11 protein-coding genes and 2 tRNA genes are annotated in these 19,925 nt (G+C 42.1%); 12 read left to right on the top strand and 1 reads right to left on the bottom strand.

The genetic code is table 11. The features are described from left to right. The first annotated feature begins 90 nt into the window (after positions 1 to 90). The 4 genes from prfA (at position 91) to IM797_RS14285 (ending at position 2,714) form a co-directional block, all read left to right on the top strand. Entirely contained in the window at positions 91 to 1,164 is a 1,074-nt protein-coding gene (gene prfA, locus IM797_RS14300) for a peptide chain release factor 1 (protein WP_194127823.1), read from the top strand. Positions 1,165 to 1,260: 96 nt separating this feature from the next. Then, positions 1,261 to 1,334, top strand: a tRNA-Asp gene (locus IM797_RS14295). A 78-nt stretch (positions 1,335 to 1,412) separates the two neighbouring features. Further along, a tRNA-Asp gene (locus IM797_RS14290) sits at positions 1,413 to 1,486 on the top strand. A 328-nt stretch (positions 1,487 to 1,814) separates the two neighbouring features. Next, positions 1,815 to 2,714 carry a pentapeptide repeat-containing protein gene (locus IM797_RS14285; RefSeq protein ID WP_194127822.1) on the top strand — a complete coding sequence of 300 codons (900 nt, stop codon included), beginning with the start codon at positions 1,815 to 1,817 and terminating at the stop codon, positions 2,712 to 2,714. 121 nt (positions 2,715 to 2,835) lie between these two features. On the opposite strand, the gene IM797_RS14280 is transcribed toward IM797_RS14285, so the two are convergent. Continuing rightward, the gene (locus IM797_RS14280; protein ID WP_194127821.1) at positions 2,836 to 5,550 is read right to left on the bottom strand and encodes a DEAD/DEAH box helicase family protein; all 2,715 of its coding nucleotides are present in this window, start codon (positions 5,548 to 5,550) and stop codon (positions 2,836 to 2,838) included. Positions 5,551 to 5,970: 420 nt separating this feature from the next. On the opposite strand from IM797_RS14280, the gene IM797_RS28405 reads away from it, so the two are divergent. The 8 genes from IM797_RS28405 to IM797_RS14235 all read left to right on the top strand — a co-directional run bounded on the left by IM797_RS28405 (position 5,971) and on the right by IM797_RS14235 (position 19,924). After that, a complete protein-coding gene (locus tag IM797_RS28405) occupies positions 5,971 to 8,373 on the top strand; it encodes a BNR-4 repeat-containing protein (RefSeq protein WP_228098865.1) in 2,403 nt (800 codons plus the stop codon). Between the two features lie 19 nt (positions 8,374 to 8,392). Next, the gene (locus IM797_RS14265; RefSeq protein ID WP_194127820.1) at positions 8,393 to 9,637 is read left to right on the top strand and encodes a DUF2264 domain-containing protein; all 1,245 of its coding nucleotides are present in this window, start codon (positions 8,393 to 8,395) and stop codon (positions 9,635 to 9,637) included. 96 nt (positions 9,638 to 9,733) lie between these two features. Beyond that, on the top strand, positions 9,734 to 10,318 hold the full coding sequence (locus IM797_RS14260) for an RNA polymerase sigma factor (RefSeq protein WP_194127819.1): 585 nt from the start codon (positions 9,734 to 9,736) through the stop codon (positions 10,316 to 10,318). Positions 10,319 to 10,393: 75 nt separating this feature from the next. After that, on the top strand, positions 10,394 to 11,518 hold the full coding sequence (locus IM797_RS14255) for a FecR family protein (RefSeq protein ID WP_194127818.1): 1,125 nt from the start codon (positions 10,394 to 10,396) through the stop codon (positions 11,516 to 11,518). A 225-nt stretch (positions 11,519 to 11,743) separates the two neighbouring features. Next, positions 11,744 to 15,109, top strand: coding sequence for a SusC/RagA family TonB-linked outer membrane protein (locus IM797_RS14250; RefSeq protein WP_194127817.1), 3,366 nt, complete (start codon positions 11,744 to 11,746; stop codon positions 15,107 to 15,109). A 9-nt stretch (positions 15,110 to 15,118) separates the two neighbouring features. Beyond that, positions 15,119 to 16,570 carry a RagB/SusD family nutrient uptake outer membrane protein gene (locus IM797_RS14245; protein ID WP_194127816.1) on the top strand — a complete coding sequence of 484 codons (1,452 nt, stop codon included), beginning with the start codon at positions 15,119 to 15,121 and terminating at the stop codon, positions 16,568 to 16,570. A 153-nt stretch (positions 16,571 to 16,723) separates the two neighbouring features. Beyond that, complete coding sequence (locus IM797_RS14240; RefSeq protein ID WP_228098864.1) at positions 16,724 to 17,647, top strand: ABC transporter ATP-binding protein; 924 nt, start codon at positions 16,724 to 16,726, stop codon at positions 17,645 to 17,647. A 3-nt stretch (positions 17,648 to 17,650) separates the two neighbouring features. Beyond that, a complete protein-coding gene (locus IM797_RS14235; RefSeq protein WP_194127815.1) occupies positions 17,651 to 19,924 on the top strand; it encodes a Gldg family protein in 2,274 nt (757 codons plus the stop codon). The last annotated feature ends 1 nt before the right edge of the window (position 19,925 follow it).

Here is a 19,925-nt window from a genome sequence, read left to right as displayed (position 1 = left end):
AAAAAAACGAATAGCCTGAGTAACCAAATCTGAAAAGCGGATTGCCGAAATTGCATCAGGCGATGAATAATATTTGCTGAATTATAAGATATGTTAGAGAAATTAGAAGCCATAAAGCTGCGTTGGGAAGATGTAGAGGAGCAGTTGAGTAATCCTGATACCATGCAGGATATGAAACGTTTTGCAGCTTTAAATAAAGAATACAAAGATTTAGGCAAGATTGTAGACGAGTATAAAGTCTACAAAAATGTAATGAGTAATATAGAGGCCAACAAAGAGATTCTGAATACTGAGAAAGACGCGGAAATGCGTGAGATGGCTAAAGAAGAACTGGATTTGTTGTTGAAACAACAGGAGGAAATGGAAGAGCGTGTGCGTTTGATGCTGATTCCTGTTGATCCTGAAGATGCTAAAAATGCCGTTTTCGAGATTAGAGGTGGTACGGGTGGTGATGAAGCGGCTTTGTTTGCCGGAGATTTATACCGCATGTATAGCCGTTTCTTTGAGCAAAAAGGTTGGAAAGTGGAAACTGTGGATGTAACGGAAGGAACTGCCGGTGGATACAAAGAGGTGATTTTGAAAGTGAGCGGTGAAGATGTGTATGGACAATTGAAATATGAGTCTGGTGTACATCGTGTACAACGTGTACCGGATACGGAAACCCAGGGACGTGTGCATACTTCTGCAGCATCGGTAGCCGTATTGCCAGAGGCAGAGGAGATCGATCTGTACATCAATCCGGCAGATATTGATCTGCAAACTTCCCGTTCAGGTGGTGCTGGTGGTCAGAACGTGAATAAGGTGGAAACTAAAGTGCAGTTGACCCACAGACCGTCAGGAATTGTTGTAGTTTGTCAGCAGGAGCGTTCCCAGTTGGGTAACCGCGTGATTGCAATGGAGATGTTGCGTAGTAAACTTTACGATATCGAATTGCAGAAAAAGAATGGGGATATCGCTGCCAGAAGAAAGACAATGGTATCTACTGGTGACAGGTCTGCTAAGATCCGTACCTATAACTATCCGCAGGGAAGAGTAACGGATCACCGTATTGGTTTGACACTTTACAATCTGAATAACATCATGGACGGAGGTGTTCAGGAGTTAATTGATGCGTTACAGTTTGCTGAGAATGCAGAGAAACTAAAGGAAGGTGCTGTAATTTAAAGAGTTATGGCTATTTGAAAAAATAGTTTGTAAATATAAATAAAGGCTCTATATTTGCAATCCCGAAACGGACGTAAGAATACGAAAAGGGAAAACGGACCGGTAGTTCAGCTGGTTAGAATGCCGCCCTGTCACGGCGGAGGTCGCGGGTTCGAGTCCCGTCCGGTCCGCAAAAGCACTCAGTAGAGTGCTTTTTTAATTTATTAAAGTAGAGGCCCTACTATAAAAGGCCACCTGAAAAGGAAAACGGACCGGTAGTTCAGCTGGTTAGAATGCCGCCCTGTCACGGCGGAGGTCGCGGGTTCGAGTCCCGTCCGGTCCGCAAGAATCAACAAAATATTAAAACCTGTAAATTACACGATTTGCAGGTTTTTTTTTCTAGGCTCATTTCATGCTGCAGGTATATTTTTGCTACTACTGCAACCCTCGCTAGGTATTCCCTTCGAAATTATAAGTAAAATGTCAGGTCATTTTCTTACAAAGCTCATTGACGTAAAAACAAACGGAGTGCTCTATTTTAAAATTAGTTAGTTGTCGTATACAACTATAAGTAGCGTACAAAACAACTAACGGTTGCCGCGTTTTTTGTGATCTTGGTAAACAGCCTCACTATCTTTGTCTTGTCGAAAGATCACATAAAAGATAATAGTATGGAAATGAAGATGATCGGCAGCAAAATTGCCGAAGCAAGAAAAAAAATGAAAGTATCCCAGGCCGAGCTGGCTCAGCGCTTATTTATAAGTCCACAGGCCGTTGGTAAATGGGAACGTGGGGAATCCATCCCGGACTTGATTACGTTCAATCGACTCGCTAAGGTACTGGGAGTCGACCTGAACTATTTCTCCGCCGATTTCCCTTCCACAGAAGCTCAGTTCCAGCCGAAAACAACAGGCAGCAGTCAGTCAGCGGAAGCTAAGGATCTGGTTAACTTCATCGGCAGCAACCTGGACGGAAGTGATTTTGCAAATATAACTGCGCACAAAAGAAAATTTCATGGCAGTGCCCTGCGCGGATCTGATTTTTCAGGCGCCGACCTGACCGAAAGTTCTTTTACCTCCAGCGACATGAGGGAGGCTAACTTTGACCGGGCAAATCTGACCGATTGCCTGTTTTCGGCCCTGGACCTAACAGATGCCAGTTTTCATCAAACGACGCTTTTACGTACCGAGTTCAGTAAGTCAAGCTTGATCCGGGTAAACTTCAGTGATACCAAACTAAGCGAGGTAAAACTGACGAAGACCGACCTCCGGACTACCTTGTTTAAGAGCTGCATTTTTGAAAATGTAGACTTCAAGTATTCTGATCTTAGCGGCGTGAGCCTGGACGGTCAGGTCTTTATGGGTGTCCAATTCACCAATACTGCGCTGAACGGTACTACATTCAAAGACACAACCCTGCGCAATGTGTCTTTCAGGGCGCAATATGCACTTACCAATAAGTATTACCGAACGCTCCAAACCATTTGCTTTGACGGCGCTATGATGGATAAATTGACTTATGCCGCACTGAAAGGAGTAGGCGTTGACCTGTCCAGAGTTACCACTATTTAAGACGAAACATATGCAAAACACCATGCTAGTTAAAGGGGTGAAAAAGTCTTACGGGGATCTCCATGTCATCAAAAACTTAAATTGTATAAGTGACCTTCAAAATATAATCCTAAATGAATACTTACTTTCTCCATTTATTGACACGCTCAATTTTATTTTCAAACTGCGACGCCAGTGATTTAATCCTCGATTTCAATAATATCTTTCTTCCGGATATGGTTCTGCTGAAAATAAGATCACAAGGTCCGACAATCTTTTCCCATTCGTCTTTAAAATAAACGGCTATAGCTTTATTTCGGCTTAAAACTTCGGGAACCGCATGGTAATCTTTCTGTTCAAGGAAGCGCATGAACATGCCTTTTCTAACGATGACGTATTTTGGATTCTCGATCGGGGCAAGAATCTCTTGTAAAGCATTAATAAAGGAAGATTTTTCGAAAGTACTTCCGCCCTCGAGGCGGCAAAGAACGGCACCGCTACTATCTATTGAGGATACAACCTGAAGGATTGACCCTTCGGTTTTGACCATTCCAATGCTGATGAGGCTATTTAATAAAGCTTCACCTATTTTTTGGATGTCTTTTGATATATCCCGGTATTTAATGTAAAGTAGAAGTGTCTTTATTGCCAATCGGCCGTAGAGTACAAAGCCAATAAGCCCTGCAATTTTAAGAAAAGTATAAACATCATTAGCCGATTTCATGTACCTGGAAGAACGTATAAACGTTTCCAGAAATACAGACCAGCCAAAAGCCAGGGATGCGATTAAATTGGAAATGGTTTTGCGTAGATACAGTTGTTTTACCGCTTGATAGGGTTGTTCTTCCAGAAAAGGAATTTTAATCTCCTCCACAAGGGAAATCCCTTTTTCAAGTGCATGATCCCAGTGCGTTTTTAGCGATTGGCGATCTGCTGCAAGCCGAAAAGTTTCAAGATTTTTTCGGTCAAGTTCTCCTGAAAGATCGAATCGCTCTGATAAGTTTAAGCGGCTGGCTCCATTTTCGATTCCGCCATCCTTTTTTAAGGAAATACCTACAAACCCCTTAAATCTTCTTTTTAAAAGATCAATATCCTGTCCTCCATTGGAAGATGTCGGATCTACGCAGGCAAGATGCCAGATGTTACCCGTTTTCTCTAAGCATCCCCGATGTGTTCTGATGGCTCTGCCGCGCATCTGATTAGAAGATACGAAAGAACCAACAAAACTTGCCAGTATCAATGTATTGATTGCCGGAGCATCCCAGCCTTCGCCCAATAAGGATTTTGTACCAATGAGTACCTCTATTTCTCCTTGTTGGAAAATATGTGTAACAACATGCACAATGTCATGCTTCAATTGCTGGCTTTGTTCGATTAATAAGTAGTTTTCGTCGAATGGAACCGGGTTGCAATTGATGTTTTTGATATTGTATTTACTGGCATGCTCCTTAAATGCAGGATACGCGGTTTTGGGGATAATGACCAGAGAACCGGTAAGCACGCCAATTTTTATATTTGTATGCTGCTGACGTCTTAACTTTTCAAAAATGCTGATCACGCCAATTTTGTTGAGTTCCAGGTTGTTTTCAGTTGTATTTACATAAAATTCTTTCCTGATGAAGTCGGACAATATGACAAGCCTGAGCGAGGAACCCAACTGCCCATGCTCAAAGTTAACAATTTGCTGAATGGCCGTTAGCTTGCTGATACTGGAAGTCAGGATGCTGGTCATCCGTTTATTTTGAGCGAAATTAATTTGTCGATTCTCCAGCGCACCTGCTTTGCGTAACAAGCGTTCCAGTTCTTGTTGATGTTCGGCAAATGCTTTAAAATTTACTGGATCTTTAAAAAGATAGAATGCTAAAAGTATTTCCGCCCAATAGTCATCAAAATCCGGGATTTTTAATTTTTTATCACCAATGATTTCCAGGTGCATTTCCGGGATGAGTTGCCCGTTCGCGTTTAAAAAAATAAGTGCCGCAGAATAAAAAGGAAGATTCGTATAAATCCATTCCAGGTTATTGGTCGGATTCAACCAAATGGGATGGTTGGTTATAGCAGTGACAATGGTTTCGTCTTTTTTTATCTCTTTAAAGAGCGCTTCAATTTCTTTTCTAAACTGAATGAGTTGTTGATTTTCAGTTGGAGAGGGAGGGGCATAAAAGATATAGTCCTGATGCGGACAAAGATCCCCCTCAATAACCAACTCGGGAACTGAAATTTCAATGTCTACGGGGCCATTCAATTCGGTATACCTTTGCCATTCCAAAGGCGTAACATCGTAGGGCGGTGTGGCGGTAAGCCCCACGATAATAGGGTCCAGACTTTCTTTAACCTTGGTTAAGGTTTGCCACCATTCGTTTTTAAGGTGATGAGCCTCGTCTACAATGACAACACCTAAGTGCTGCTTTTCTAAACCATGAACAATGTTGGTCAGGTTTTTATTGGACGATTTAATCCTTCCATTTTCAGGTAAATCTTCTTCATTGTCGATGTCTTCATCTATAGCTTTAAGGTTGTTGCAAGCAGCATATAATGCCTGATAGGTAACAACAGTCATAAATTTTGGATGGTATATGTCCTGGGAAATCCAGTCCGGGGTATCATCTATCTGTAGAAACAGTTCGCGAAATTTTTGGATCCACTGATTACGGATAGCCGTAGTTGGTGCAAGAATTAAAGTGGGTTGATTAATTCTTAGTGCAACCTCTAAACCTAATATCGTTTTGCCAGAGCCAGGTGGCGCAATGACATGTAAATGCCTATCCTTTAAATATTCATCAAGGCCGTTTAAGACACGTTGCTGATATTTTCTCCAACTGTATTTGAACTTGATGGGCTGCGGAAATTCTGTCAATTCAAAAGCTTAAATTTAAGGCTACAAGTTAACCTTTTTGAATCAGACCACTCTGTAGTAAAATCTATTTATTTTGATAGGTGGCATTTAGTTTCAGGACATAGCTTTTATTCAACTAAATGAACTGGAACGGAACTATCAAGTAAACAGCGGCTAGTTAGGCTACATCAACACTGTAATCACAGGGGCCTTGCTGGGGCCCTTACCAGGTGTTGCCGGGGCCTTGCTGGGGCTATAGCCCCAGCAAGGCCCCTTTAAGGGCTTATTAATTCACCAAAAATTATCATGTTATGGCAAGATTAAAGAATGGTCTCCTTGGCGGGATTTTTTTTAGGGTGCAACAGTTGTCTTGGTTTATATATGTCTTTTTGACAATTATTAATAAAATCCTGTATCTTAGTTACTCAACAAGATATGATAATGAATAACCCGATATTCAATCTTAAACTATTTGCTAAGGCGCTGCTGTTCTTTTGTATGGTACTTTGTGCGGCTCAATTCTGTAAAGGACAACAAAACCAACTCACAACCATTGCGTCCAATGGATGGGCCAATAATTCTGTCAATGCCGTTATTTTTAGAAAAAATTCACTGGTAACAGCCAAGGGTTATCAATACGCAGCCTACTACGATTCAGATCAAAACCTCGTATTGGCAAAACGCAAATCAGGGGGCCAGGATTGGATTATAGAAAAGACACAATATAAAGGCGATGCCACAGACGCCCATAAATCAATCAGTATTATGGTGGATGGTGCTGGCTTTGTACATGTAGCCTGGGGCCAACACAATAATGCGTTGAATTATGCAAGATCTGAAGCTCCCGGCACTTTAAAATTAGGCGGTAAACTCCCGATGACTTCAGCAAAGGAAAGCAAAGTCAGCTACCCGGAATTCTATAAACTTGTCAATGGGGATTTGCTTTTCTTTTATCGCGATGGGGGATCGGGGAACGGCAACCTGATGATCAACCGTTATGATCTGCGTAGCAAGAACTGGAGCCGTGTGCAGGACGGAATGATTGATGGAGAGGGCAAACGCAACGCTTACTGGCAAATGGCTGTAGATGCTACAGGAACCCTGCACTTGTCGTGGGTTTGGCGCGAGAGTCCGGATGTGGCCAGTAACCATGATCTCTGTTATGCTAAATCACTGGATGGTGGCCTTAGCTGGCAAAAATCAACAGGTGAAGTTTACCAATTACCCATCACAGCTTCAAATGCCGAATATGCTTTAAAAATCCCCCAAAAAAGTGAACTGATCAATCAGACTGCTATGTATGCCGATGCAAAAGGAAGGGTTTTTATTGTCAGTTATTGGAATACACAACCGGGAGGCGTTCCGCAATACCATATCGTCTTTAACGATGGCAAAAAATGGAAAGTAAATGACCTCTCTTTTAGGAAAACAGCATTCAGTCTGAGTGGGAGTGGCACTAAAAAAATACCAATATCCAGGCCACAGATTATTGCCTGGCCAAATGCCAATGGATCTGGAGCTGGGATTCTTTTTAGGGATGCCGAGCGAGGAAACAAAGCTTCCATCGCCATCAACCAGGATTTGGATACTAAGGATTGGAAAGTGACCGATTTGACCTCGGAGGATTTGGGCGACTGGGAACCCAGCTACGATACCGAACTTTGGAAGGACAAATCCGTGCTTAATCTGTACGTTCAAAATGTGATACAGATTGATGGGGAAGGTAAGGCCGATGCAAAACCAAGTCCGGTTCAGGTACTGGAATGGAAACCTGGTATACCGCAAAGCCTGCCATCTAAAAAAGAGGTGCTGAATATCATTGATCGGGCAAATGGTTATTGGCAAAGCAACAACAAACCAGAAGCCCGCTCGTTCTGGGACAATGCTGCTTACCATACCGGAAATATGGAAGTGGTGGCGTTAACCGGAAACGAAAACTATCGCAAGTATTCTGAGGATTGGGCCACTCACAATCAGTGGATGGGAGCTAAATCTACTGACAAGCGTCAATGGAAGTACAAATACGGTGAAACAGATGATTATGTTTTGTTTGGGGATTGGCAAATCTGCTTTCAAACCTATATTGATTTGTATCATCTGAATCCTGAAGCGCATAAAATTGCCAGGGCAAAAGAAGTGATGGAGTATCAAATGAGTACCCCATCAAACGAATACTGGTGGTGGGCAGACGGTTTATACATGGTGATGCCTGTGATGACCAAGCTTTACAAAGCCACAGGAAATCAACAATACCTGGATAAGTTGTATGCCTACTTTATGTATGCGAATAGCATTATGTACGACAAAGAAGAAAAACTGTATTATCGTGATGCCAAATATGTCTATCCAAAACACAAAAGTGCCCAGGGTAAAAAGGATTTTTGGGCCAGGGGCGATGGCTGGGTATTTGCCGGCTTAGCGAAGGTGTTGAACGATTTGCCTTTAAATGACCCGCACCGGAACGAATACCTGGGTAAATACATGGGAATGGCGAGGGCTATTCTAGCTAGCCAGCAGAGCGAAGGCTATTGGACACGAAGTATGCTGGATCCGGAACATGCACCTGGACCAGAAACCAGCGGAACCGCGTTTTTTACTTATGGTCTCCTTTGGGGAATCAATCATGGCTACCTTAAGGAAAAGGATTTTTTACCCGCAGCTTTGAAAGGCTGGAATTTCCTGGCGAGTACAGCTTTACAGGAAAGTGGAAAAGTAGGCTATGTACAACCCATTGGCGAAAAGGCCATTCCCGGACAAATTGTAGATGCCAATTCAACTGCAAATTTTGGTGTAGGCGCTTTTCTGCTGGCCAATTGCGAATTGTACCGGTACTTGAAAAAATAGTTTACTCTTATTATCACATATGAAACCCTCATTTCACAAAGCGTTATTGATTGTTCTGGTATTGTTGTCAGGCACAAGCCTGGCATCCGGACAAAAGAAAAAGAAAGCAGAAGTACGATCCGACAGGCAGTTTTGGCTGCAGCAGTTGGATAAAATGGTAAAACCGGTTTTGTATAACCTGGCCAAGGATAGTTTGCGTTTGGCGATGCCACAAGTGACCTCTGTTCATATTGACAATAAAGAGCACCGCATTAAAGTGCAGTATGTAGAAGTTTTAGGCCGTGTTTTGAGTGGTATAGCACCCTGGTTACAGCTTGAAGGCGGGGAACCCAGTGAGGTTGCCTTAAGAAAACAATACCGGGAATGGGCGATAGCGGGACTTAAAAACTCGTTGGATTCTACAGCGAAAGATTTTATGAATTACGATATTGGTGGTCAGCAACTGGTCGACGCTTCTTATGTCGCGTTGGCTTTCATCCGTGCACCCTGGTTGTGGGAAAACCTGGGCCGGAAGCACCAGGAATTGATGATGAAATCTATTGTAACCACCAGGAAGTTCAAACCTGTATTTTCAAACTGGTTGCTTTTCTCAGCAATGAATGAAGCTTTTTTAGCTAAATTCGGTTATACCTGGGACCCAATGCGTGTAGACTATGCCCTGCAACAAATGGAACAATGGTATGTGGGGGATGGGATGTATAAAGACGGCAGTACTTATGCTTTTGATTATTATAACAGTTATGTCATTCATCCTTATCTGGCTACCATTGCCAGCATTATTGGCAAAAAAACAAAGGACTATAACAGCCTGTTTGATAAGATCCGGAAACGAAATGAGCGGTATGCCATAATCCAGGAACGTCTGATCAATACCGATGGAACTTATCCGGCTACCGGACGCTCGATCGTGTATCGCGGTGCTGCTTTTCATCACATGGCCGATATGGCCTGGAGACAGGTTTTACCCAAACAACTGAGTCCCGAGCAGGTACGTTGCGCCTTAACAGCTGTGATCAGGAAAACCCTGGAAAGTCCTGGTACTTATAAAAATGGCTGGTTAACGATTGGACTATATGGAGCTCAGCCCAACCTTGGCGACTTTTACAACAATCAAGGGAGTCCGTATATTTGCAGCAATATTTTTTTGCCCCTGGGCTTACCTTCAAGTGATCCTTTTTGGGCAAATCCGGCAGCAAAATGGTCGGCGCAGAAAATCTGGTCGGGCGAAGATTTCCCTAACGACCATAGCGCAGATCTTAGATAAAAGCAAAGAATATATTGTAGACAAGGCCGTTATTTGAGTGTAATTTACTAACATTGTTTTAAATTCATTGAACTTCAAATAGGGGATAAGTATCGTATGACTGTCTATAGCCAATTTCCGGATGCTGAGCTGACCGCCTTATTAAAGGCTGGCGACCAGGTAGCGTTCACAGAAATCTATAACAGGCATTGGCGACTGATTTATGCGCATGTCTATAAAATGCTTCGTGATGAAGAGGAGGCAAAAGATGTAGTACAAGAGGTTTTTGGTAATTTATGGCTTAAAGCCACGAATATAAAGAGTGGTGCCAATATCGCCGGTTTACTGTACGTTTCTGCAAGAAATAAAGTATTTGATCTCATTGAACGCAATAAAGTACGCGCTGATTACATTGGTGAAATTGCCAGCTTCTTGTCAGACCCTGTAAATAGCCAGGTGGATACCATTGACGAAAAGCGGATTTTAGAAATCCTGGAACGCGAAATTCAAAAATTACCAGCCAAAATGCGGGAGATCTTTGAATTGAGCCGGAAAGAGAATTTATCGCACAAAGAGATCGCGGCTCAATTGGGGATATCTGAGCAAACCGTGAAAAAACAGGTTCAGAATGCGTTGAAGGTAATCAAACCAAAATTGAATGATCTGGGTGTAAGCATTGCCTTTTTGCTGTTGCTGCGTTGATTGTAAATTATTTTGAAATTTTTCTACCCCCATATTTACTTTCACCCGTTTACCTGTAAATGAACTCCAAAACAGATGGATAAGCAAGAGGCGAAAGCATTGGTCAGAAAGTATAACCAGGGATTAGCAACAGTTGAAGAAAAAGCTCAACTGGAAAACTGGTATGCACAAAAAGCTGATCAATTGGTCTTGCTGGAGCATGAAATCAATTTTGATCAAATCGAAGCGGAGCTGAAAAACCGGGTACTCAGTCATGCCGGGCTGGCCGAACAGGAGTACATGCCCAAGCGCGTTAAACTCTGGCCGCGTATAGCCGCGGCTGCAGCGATCATGCTGATCGTTGGCGGGGGACTATTTTATTATGCCAGCCAATCCAACGGCTTGCAAACTAGTTTGAGCTTAACTAAAGGACAAGATATTGCTCCAGGTTCTAATAAAGCTGTACTAACGCTGGGCAACGGGCAAACTATTGTTTTAACAAATGCCAAAAATGGCGAACTGGCTACAGAGAACAGTGCTGTAATTAGAAAAACAGCGGAAGGTGAATTGGTTTATCAGGGAACAGCAACAGCAGCGTCAACGACGTACAATACGATAACTACCCCTAGAGGTGGTCAATATACTATAACTTTGTCTGAGGGTACAAAAGTGGTATTAAATGCAGCCTCTTCTTTGAAATACCCTACAGCTTTCAATGGTAAAGACAGAACCGTGGAGTTAGTCGGTGAAGGATATTTTGAAGTAGCACATAACAAAGCCAAGCCGTTTAGGGTCATCAGTAAAGGGCAAACCGTAGAAGTATTGGGTACGCATTTTAACATCAATTCTTATGCGGATGAACCGGATGTTAAAACGACCTTGCTTGAAGGTAGTGTTAACGTAAATGGTCAGATGCTGAAACCAAACCAACAGGCCATTTTAACAGATCATAGCCGGATCAATATTGTAAATGTGAATGCCGATGAAGCTGTAGCCTGGAAAGACGGATTGTTCCGGTTTGACCATACCGACCTTAAAACGTTAATGCGGCAAATCGCACGCTGGTACGATGTAGAAGTCGTTTATGAAGGTACAATCAAGGAGGAGCAGTTTTTTGGAAAAATAGAAAGAAGCTATACCCTCTCTGAGGTGTTGAAACTCCTTGAGATGAATAAAATACATGTAAAACTAGAGGGGAAGAAAATTCTGGTATCGCCCTGAGCGGAAAATAGCACAATCAACTTAATAAATAACCTAAAACCAAAACCAATCGAAATGAAAAAATCTTTACTCCAAAGCGATTAACCTGAGGGGTAACTATGCAAAAAAGTCCAGAGAAGGCTTCGACACTTTTCTCCGGACCGATGCCTGGGTTACCCAAATCCGATAAATCGGATTGATGAAATAATTTTTGAAAACTAATCCAAACCCAAACAATACAAACGTATGAATTTATACTCATATGCTAAAATCCCCTGGATTACGGGGCGATTGATGCGTAAAACCATTTTGGTAATGAAACTTATTTTTTTCATAATCACCATCGCTTGTGTACAGGTATCAGCTATTGGATACGCGCAAAATATCAATATTCAACAAAAGGATGCGACATTGACCAATGTTTTCTCTACCATAGAGAAACAAACAGGCTATAGTTTCTTTTGGAAAAATGAGGACCTGACCAAAATTAAGGTCGATGTGAAATTACAGAATGCTTCTTTGGAAGAAGCACTTAAAGAAGTATTTAAGGGCCTTCCTTTGACTTATGCTATCTTGAAAAAATCCATTGTGGTGCAGGCAAAGGCACCTAGTTTTCTGGACAAGGTAGTTGCTGCATTTGATGGGATCAAGGTAGTTGGAAATGTTGGTGATATGGAGAATAAGCCATTACCCGGTGCAACAGTAATTATAAAAGGCACGAAACGGAGTACAACTACGGATGTGAAAGGACAGTTTTCTTTAGCCAATGTTCCGCAGGATGCCATTTTACAGATTTCTTATATGGGATATATCACCAGTGAAGTTAAAATCAGTTCTGACTTCTTGCAGATCAGATTGCAATTAAGTACCTCCAAACTGGATGAAATTCAGGTTATGGCTTATGGAACGACCAACCGTCGTTTGGCTACTTCGAATATTGGTACCGTTACGGCTAAAGAAATTGGTGAACAGCCCGTGATGAACCCTTTACTGGCGTTGGCTGGGCGGGTTCCCGGGGTAACGGTAACTCCGACTTCGGGTTATGCCAGCGGCGTAGTTAAAGTCGAGATTCGTGGCAGAAGCAATATTGATCCCAAATTTACTTCAGAACCGCTATATATCATTGACGGCGTGCCTTTAACCTATCTTGAAGTTGGTGGTAATTCTGGATATAATCAAGGATCATATGGGATAATCCAAGACGGAGGTTTTGCTCCAGGGGGTGGTCAAAGCCCGATGTTTAACATCAATCCAGGAGATATTGAAAGTATTGATGTCCTAAAAGATGGGGATGCAACAGCAATTTATGGATCCAGAGGGGCCAATGGTGTAGTCCTGATTACTACCAAGAAGGGCAAAGCAGGAGCAACCAAAATCACTGCGGATGTTTCTCAGGGAATCAGTAAAAATGTTCGCTATTGGGACATGCTCAATACTCAGGAATATCTTAAAATGAGGCGTGAGGCTTTTAAAAATGACGGCATTGAACCTACTGCGCTCAATGCCCCGGATTTATTGGTTTGGGATACCACAAGATATACGAACTGGCAAAAAGCCTTATGGGGAAATACTGGGAAACTGACACGCGCAAGCACAACTTTATCTGGAGGAAATGAAAATACAACTTTTAGATTGGGAACCAATTTTACCCGACAAACAGAGATCCTTACCGCAAGCGGCGCTAATAAAATTGCTGGCGTTATTTTAAATGTAGCCAATACCTCTTTGAATAGAAAGTTTAAAACAGATCTGAATTTCAATTATTCTTATACAGATGTAAATACGCTGAATACACCGTCTGCGGCAGATCTTGCACCAAATGCACCGGCAATTTATGACAGCAATGGGGAGTTGAACTTTGAAGAGTGGAATAAAGCCGGGCGAGATGTGAGATTTCCTTTTAGTTCTTTAAAGACAAGTTACCGATCCCAAAATAAGTTACTTACTGGTAGCTTGGGTTTATCATATGAAATTTTCAAGGGACTGGAGCTGAGTAGCACTTTTGGCTATAATAATGGCATTAATAATCATGAGGGTTACACACCAATTTCTTCAATGAATCCACTTGATAATGAAACTGGTAGTGCTGCAGTTGGAACAAATACCAATGAGAATTGGATGATCGAACCCAAAATAAATTATCGGACCACCATTTCCAAGGGAACATTTACAGCCTTTATGGGTGGAACTTTGCAACATACAGCTACAAATGGAGCGGGTATCCTGGGGTTTGGTTATACAGATGACAACCTTTTAAAGTCGATTCAACTTGCTCCGGTTAAAATATATTCGGGCCGGAATGGAGATTATAAATATGCCGGGTTGTCTGCCCGGGTTGGGTATAGCTGGGATGAAAAGTACATCATCAATTTAAGTGGTAGAAGAGACGGTTCTTCCCGTTTTGGGCCTGGTAAACAATATGGAAATTTTGGGGCCGTCGGATTAGCCTGGGTTGCCTCGCAAGAGGACTGGATGAAAGCCTTTTTACCTGGTTTTATCAGTTTCGTGAAATTCAGAGGAAGCTATGCGCTTACAGGTAGTGACAATGTTGGTGAGTATCAATATTTGTCGCAATGGTCTAACCTGGATCCAACTTATGCTTCAATACCCAATTATGGCGGTATTACTCCTTTCGGAAGCTTACATGCCGTAAATCCGGAATATCATTGGCAAACGAATAAAAAATTAGAATTCGGAGCTAACTTTAGTGTGCTAAATGATCGCATCAACCTGGAGTATAACTATTACAGAAATCGTTGTGATAACCAGTTAACCGATTATCCTACGCCATTTTTTAGTGGATTTGGTACCGTAACTGCAAATTGGCCCGCGTCTTTACAGAATAGTGGATGGGAAGCAACACTCAATGCAAGGCTTATGGAGCGGAAGCACTTTAGCTGGTCGCTGAACTTCAATATTTCTGCCAACCACAATTTGTTGCTCAAATATCCTGACATTGAGCATTCTCCGTATTTCAATAAATATCTGGTTGGTCAACCCATAAATATCCAATATCTTTTTCATTATACAGGCGTCAACCCTGCTACCGGAGAATATATGTTTGAAGATCGCAACGGCAATGGCACACTTGACAGAGATGACCAGGGAGCGCCAGGTTCTGACGATAGGTTTGTATTACTCAATTCAGATCCAAAGTTTACGGGCGCTTTTGGTACCAGTGTACGGTATAAAGACCTCTCACTAAGCTTATTTTTTCAATACAAAAATCAGAAGGGTTTGAATGCAAATTTTTCATCGAGCGCTCCTGGTTCCATGGTTAACATTCCAAGGGTTATTTACAATGACCACTGGACTCAGCCTGGACAATCTGCTACATATGCAGGTTTTACAACCTTAACAAATTCTACAAATCAAAATATAGCCATTTCTGATCTGGCCTATACAGACGCTTCTTATTTAAGACTCAATAATGTCGCTTTTAACTATACCTTACCAAAGACATTTTTGAATAATAAGGGTATTAACTTTTTTGTACAGGCGCAGAATTTATTTGTGATTACGGGTTATAAAGGAATCGATCCTGATATTCAGAATTTCGGAGGTTTACCTACCGCAAAAGTTATCACAGCAGGTTTTTCATTAACATTATAATTCAGGATTATGTTCACTCAACATTTTTATATCAAAAGGTTATTGCTGCTGGTTCCGGCCTTTGTAATTCTTTCTTGTACTAAGCTCGTGGAAATCCCCGAGCCCACAGATACGGTGACAACCGCTAAAATTTTTAACAACGACTCGCAGGCAAAAGGTGCTATGGTTAGTGTCTACTCTATAATGATCAACGGTATCAGCGGCTATACGGGATTTGGCTGTGGCTTAACCACAATGATGACTGGTCTTTCTGCTGACGAGCTGGAAAATCCTGGTGGTAGTTATAGTACCTTTAACAAAAATATGTTGGATGCCAGGGACGGAACTGTTTCGACGATGTGGAATACGGCATATCGGGCAATTTATGGGGCAAATGCAGTAGTAGAAGGGATTGAGGCATCACAAGCACCAACGTTACATGCGCAGGTTAAAGCAGAACTAACTGCCGAAGCTAAATTTGCACGTGCATTTTGCTATTTCTATCTGGTTAATCTGTATGGGGATGTTCCATTGGCATTGACCACCGATTTTAATAAACTGGTTACGATGAACAGAACTCCTAAATCGGAGGTTTATAAGCAGATGGTAAAGGATCTTGAAGATGCGGTAAATGGCTTGCCTGGCGACTATACTGCGGGTGCGGGAGAGCGGATCCGACCGAATAAATGGGTAGCCAAATCATTATTGGCCCGTGTATATCTGTTTTTAGAGGAGTATGATAAAGCTGCTGCCCAAGCGAACGATGTGATTGCGCAAACTGCACTGTATCAGTTGGAAACTACGGATCTTAATCGTGTGTTTTTAAAAAACAGCGGCGAGGCCATTTGGCAACTGGCACAGAGCCCTGATGATTTCCATCGTGGTAATTCAACACCGGAGGGATTTACATTTCTACCTAATCCGATCGATAGTGGATCCGTGAGCTTTACTATCTCCAAATCTTTACTTAATGCATTTGAGCCGGGCGACCTTCGCTTGTCTAACTGGATTGGTACCAGCTTTAATAAACCGGCTTCGGTGACAACCCAACTGTGGTTTCCATATAAATATAAAACGGGGAGACATAATATGGCCATTGGAGCACCAGCAACTGAATACTACATGGTATTTAGATTGGCAGAACAATACCTGATTCGCGCAGAAGCTCGTGTACAACTGGGACAAACAAGCTTAGCTATAACTGATTTGAATGCTTTGCGAAACCGCGCTGGCCTGGAGTCAATTTCAACAGGGTTGTCGAAAGAGCAGGCAGTGATTGCCGTAGCGAAGGAGCGGCAGACCGAACTTTTTACGGAATGGGGTCACCGTTGGTTTGATTTAAAAAGAACCGGAAAAGCATCGGGGGTACTTTCTGCTATACCGATAAAACAGCCATGGAAAGGTGATTACCAATTGCTATATCCAATTCCCGCTGACGAGATTGTTAGAGATCATTTTCTTGTGCAAAATCCAAATTATTAAAAAACACACGACCAAATGGCGTTGTCGAAATTCAGAAAAGAAGCAATTAGAAAATAAATAGAACAGGTTTAAAAAAGGCGTTCGATGGGTACAAATTAACCCGTCGAACGCATACCTCCTGCAAATCATCGTACCATTCAACATCATAAAATTATGGAACCAATCGTTCGTATTAGCGGCTTGTCGCACCGTTATAGTACCAGCTGGGCTATACGTGACATCAATATTGAAATCCCAAGAAGCGGAATTCTGGGTTTACTCGGCTCTAATGGCGCCGGCAAATCAACCACCATGAATATCCTTTGTGGCGTGCTAACACCTACAGCGGGATCGGTGATCATCAATGGGATTGACCTAAGTAAGGAACCGGAAAAAGCCAAACAGGAAATCGGCTTTTTGCCGCAGATGCCGCCATTGTATATGGATTTAACTGTGGACGAATACCTCAGACATGCCGCGATTTTACGTTCGATAGAAAAAGGACAATTAAAGACTGCCATTGAGGAGGTAAAGGAACGTTGTGGACTAACACACATCAGCAGAAGACTGATCAAAAATTTATCTGGTGGTTACAAACAACGTGTAGGTATTGCACAGGCCATTATCCATCATCCAAAATTGGTGGTGTTTGATGAACCAACCAATGGGCTCGATCCAAATCAGATCCTTGAAGTACGCGCCTTGATTAAAGATATAGCCACGGAACGGGCGGTAATCCTTTCTACACACATCTTAACGGAAGTTCAGTATTTGTGCAGAGACATTGTAATGATTGAAAGTGGCAGAATTGTATTTGCCGACACGATGGAAGCTTTTGACAATTACATCGCACCGCACAGCATGTTGGTGACCATGGAAAATGCGCCATCGGCAGAAGCATTAAATGTGATAGAGGGTGTTGTAAGGGTGGAGTTCCTGACTGAAAAACAGTTGCGGATTTACTTCAATGGTGATCGTAGCATTGCTGAAAAACTGGTATTGGAGAGCGCAAAGCAAGGCTGGCGCTTAAGGGAGCTGAGTATGGAGAAAAACTCCTTAGATGAAACTTTTGCCCAATTGTCCAAAATTTCTAACTAGCATATGAAAAAAATTATACAGATAGCCAGGCTGGAACTCAGTCTGCTATTTTATTCCCCTATTGCCTGGCTACTGATTCTGATTTTATTTATTCAGATGGCACTGGCTTTCATTTTAAGCATCGGTTCAATACAGCATTTTCAGGAGTTCTTTCCCGCAATTACGGGCATGTCAGATCGCCTATTTACCACAATCATAGACTCCGAGATGATGCCGGCCGGCATCTTTTTCACTATGCTTTCCAGTCTGTATTTGTATACGCCCTTAATTACCATGGGGATCATCAGCAGGGAGATCAGTAGTGGCACCATCAAACTATTGTATTCCTCACCAGTCAAGATTACTGAGCTGGTTTATGGTAAGTTTCTTTCTATGATGATTTACAACCTGGTTATTATCGGGTTAATGGGGTTGTTTGTGGTTGTCGGTGCTTTATTTGTTCAGAATTTTGACTATCCGCATGTCCTGGTTGCGCTTTTAGCTTCTTTCTTACTGATAACAGCCTATTCGGCTATCGGAATTTTTGTTTCGAGTCTAACCACTTACCAGGTGATTGCCGCTATCGGAACCTTTGCCATCCTGGCTTTTATGAATTATATAGGTGGTTTTGGACAAGGAATTGATTTCGTACGTGATATTACCTACAGCCTTTCCATGCCAAGCAGGGCTGAACGCATGGTGAGGGGCTTATTGACCAGCAGGGATGTGATTTATTACCTGGCTATCGCGGGTATTTTTCTTGGCTTTACCATTACAAGACTGGAATTGGCCAGAACATCCAAATCGATGTTACAACAAGCATCACGTTATGTTTTGATTTTAGTTATTGGTTTAAGCATTGCTTACATCAGTTCGCGGCAGTCCATGATTCTTTATTATGATGCTACGGATACCAAGGTGAATACCATTGTTAAAGCTACGCAGCAGATCTTGCAGAAAATGGGTGATGATCCGGTGGAAATGACTGCTTACATCAATTTGATGGACGATTCTTATGAGTATGGTGCACCTGATAAGCGGATTTCGGCAATTGAAATATGGGAACCTTATCTACGTTTTAAACACAATATCAATTTAAATTGGGTATACTATAACGGCAGTTTTGACTTTCAAGCTTTTAAAAAAAGGGCGAAGAGTTTAGAAGTAGATACGGCTGATTTTTTAACACCTGAAGCCATACGTAAACAGGTAGATCTGAGTGGAGAGAACGGGCGCGTGGTGATCCAGCTCAAATACAAGGGTAAAACCACCTTTCTGCGGACTTTTATTCAAGGGGATTTTTGGCCTGGTGAAGATGAAATTGCTGCAGCTATGAAACGCCTGATTGTAACGCCACCTAAAATAGTTTTTGCTACGGATGGTTATCAACGTAGGATTGATAAAATAGGCGACCGTGACTATCAGCTGTTTTTTAATGTGAAAATAAGCCAAAAATCATTGATTAACCAGGGCTTTGATATCGATAGTATCTCTATCGAAAAGGAACAAATTCCGGATGGCATTGCTACGCTGGTTATTGGTGATCCAAAAGTGGCTTTTAGTCCGCTTGCATTGGCCAAAATTAAGAAATATACTGCTGATGGTGGAAACTTGTTGATCGCTGGTGAACCAGGTAAACAAAGTGTAGTTAATCCTTTACTGGATTCACTAGGTGTTAAAATGCTCGATGGGACACTTGTACAGCGCAGCAACGATTATTCCTATAATCTGGTTACATCTGGGCTTACTGCCGCCTCTGTAGTGATGAATCCTGGACTTCAGATATTTTATAAGGAAAAAGGAGTGGTATCTATGCCTGATGTAGCGGCTTTACGTGCTGAAAATGACGGGCCGTTTAAAATCCAACCTTTATTATTGACCAATGCCAAGACGAGCTGGATCAAAAAAGGATCTTTTGTACTGGATTCCGCAGCACTGGTATTCGAAGCCAAAAATGGCGACCAGCAAGGTGCTTTTCCAACAGCACTGATGTTAACCCGGAAAATGAATAAGCGGGAACAACGGATTATTGTATCCGGTGATGCAGACTTCTTTAGCAATAAAGAACTTGCCCGGGGAAATCTCAAAACGGTTAATGGCAGCTTTGTCCTTAGCATTTTTAAATGGTTTGCGTATGGTGAATTTCCTATTGATACGACGAGGCCTGAAACCAGAGATAATAAATTGAAACTGAGCGATGCCGGGTTAAATACTTTAGAAATCCTGTTTTACGGGATAATCCCTGGTTTCATCCTAATGCTTGGAATTGTATTGCTAACGCGTAGAAAACGTAAATAAG

The organism is Pedobacter sp. MC2016-24, assembly GCF_015223055.1.
Lineage (GTDB): Bacteria > Bacteroidota > Bacteroidia > Sphingobacteriales > Sphingobacteriaceae > Pedobacter.
The sequence above is the reverse complement of the archived record's forward strand: the minus strand, read 5'-3'. Positions and strand labels throughout refer to the sequence as shown.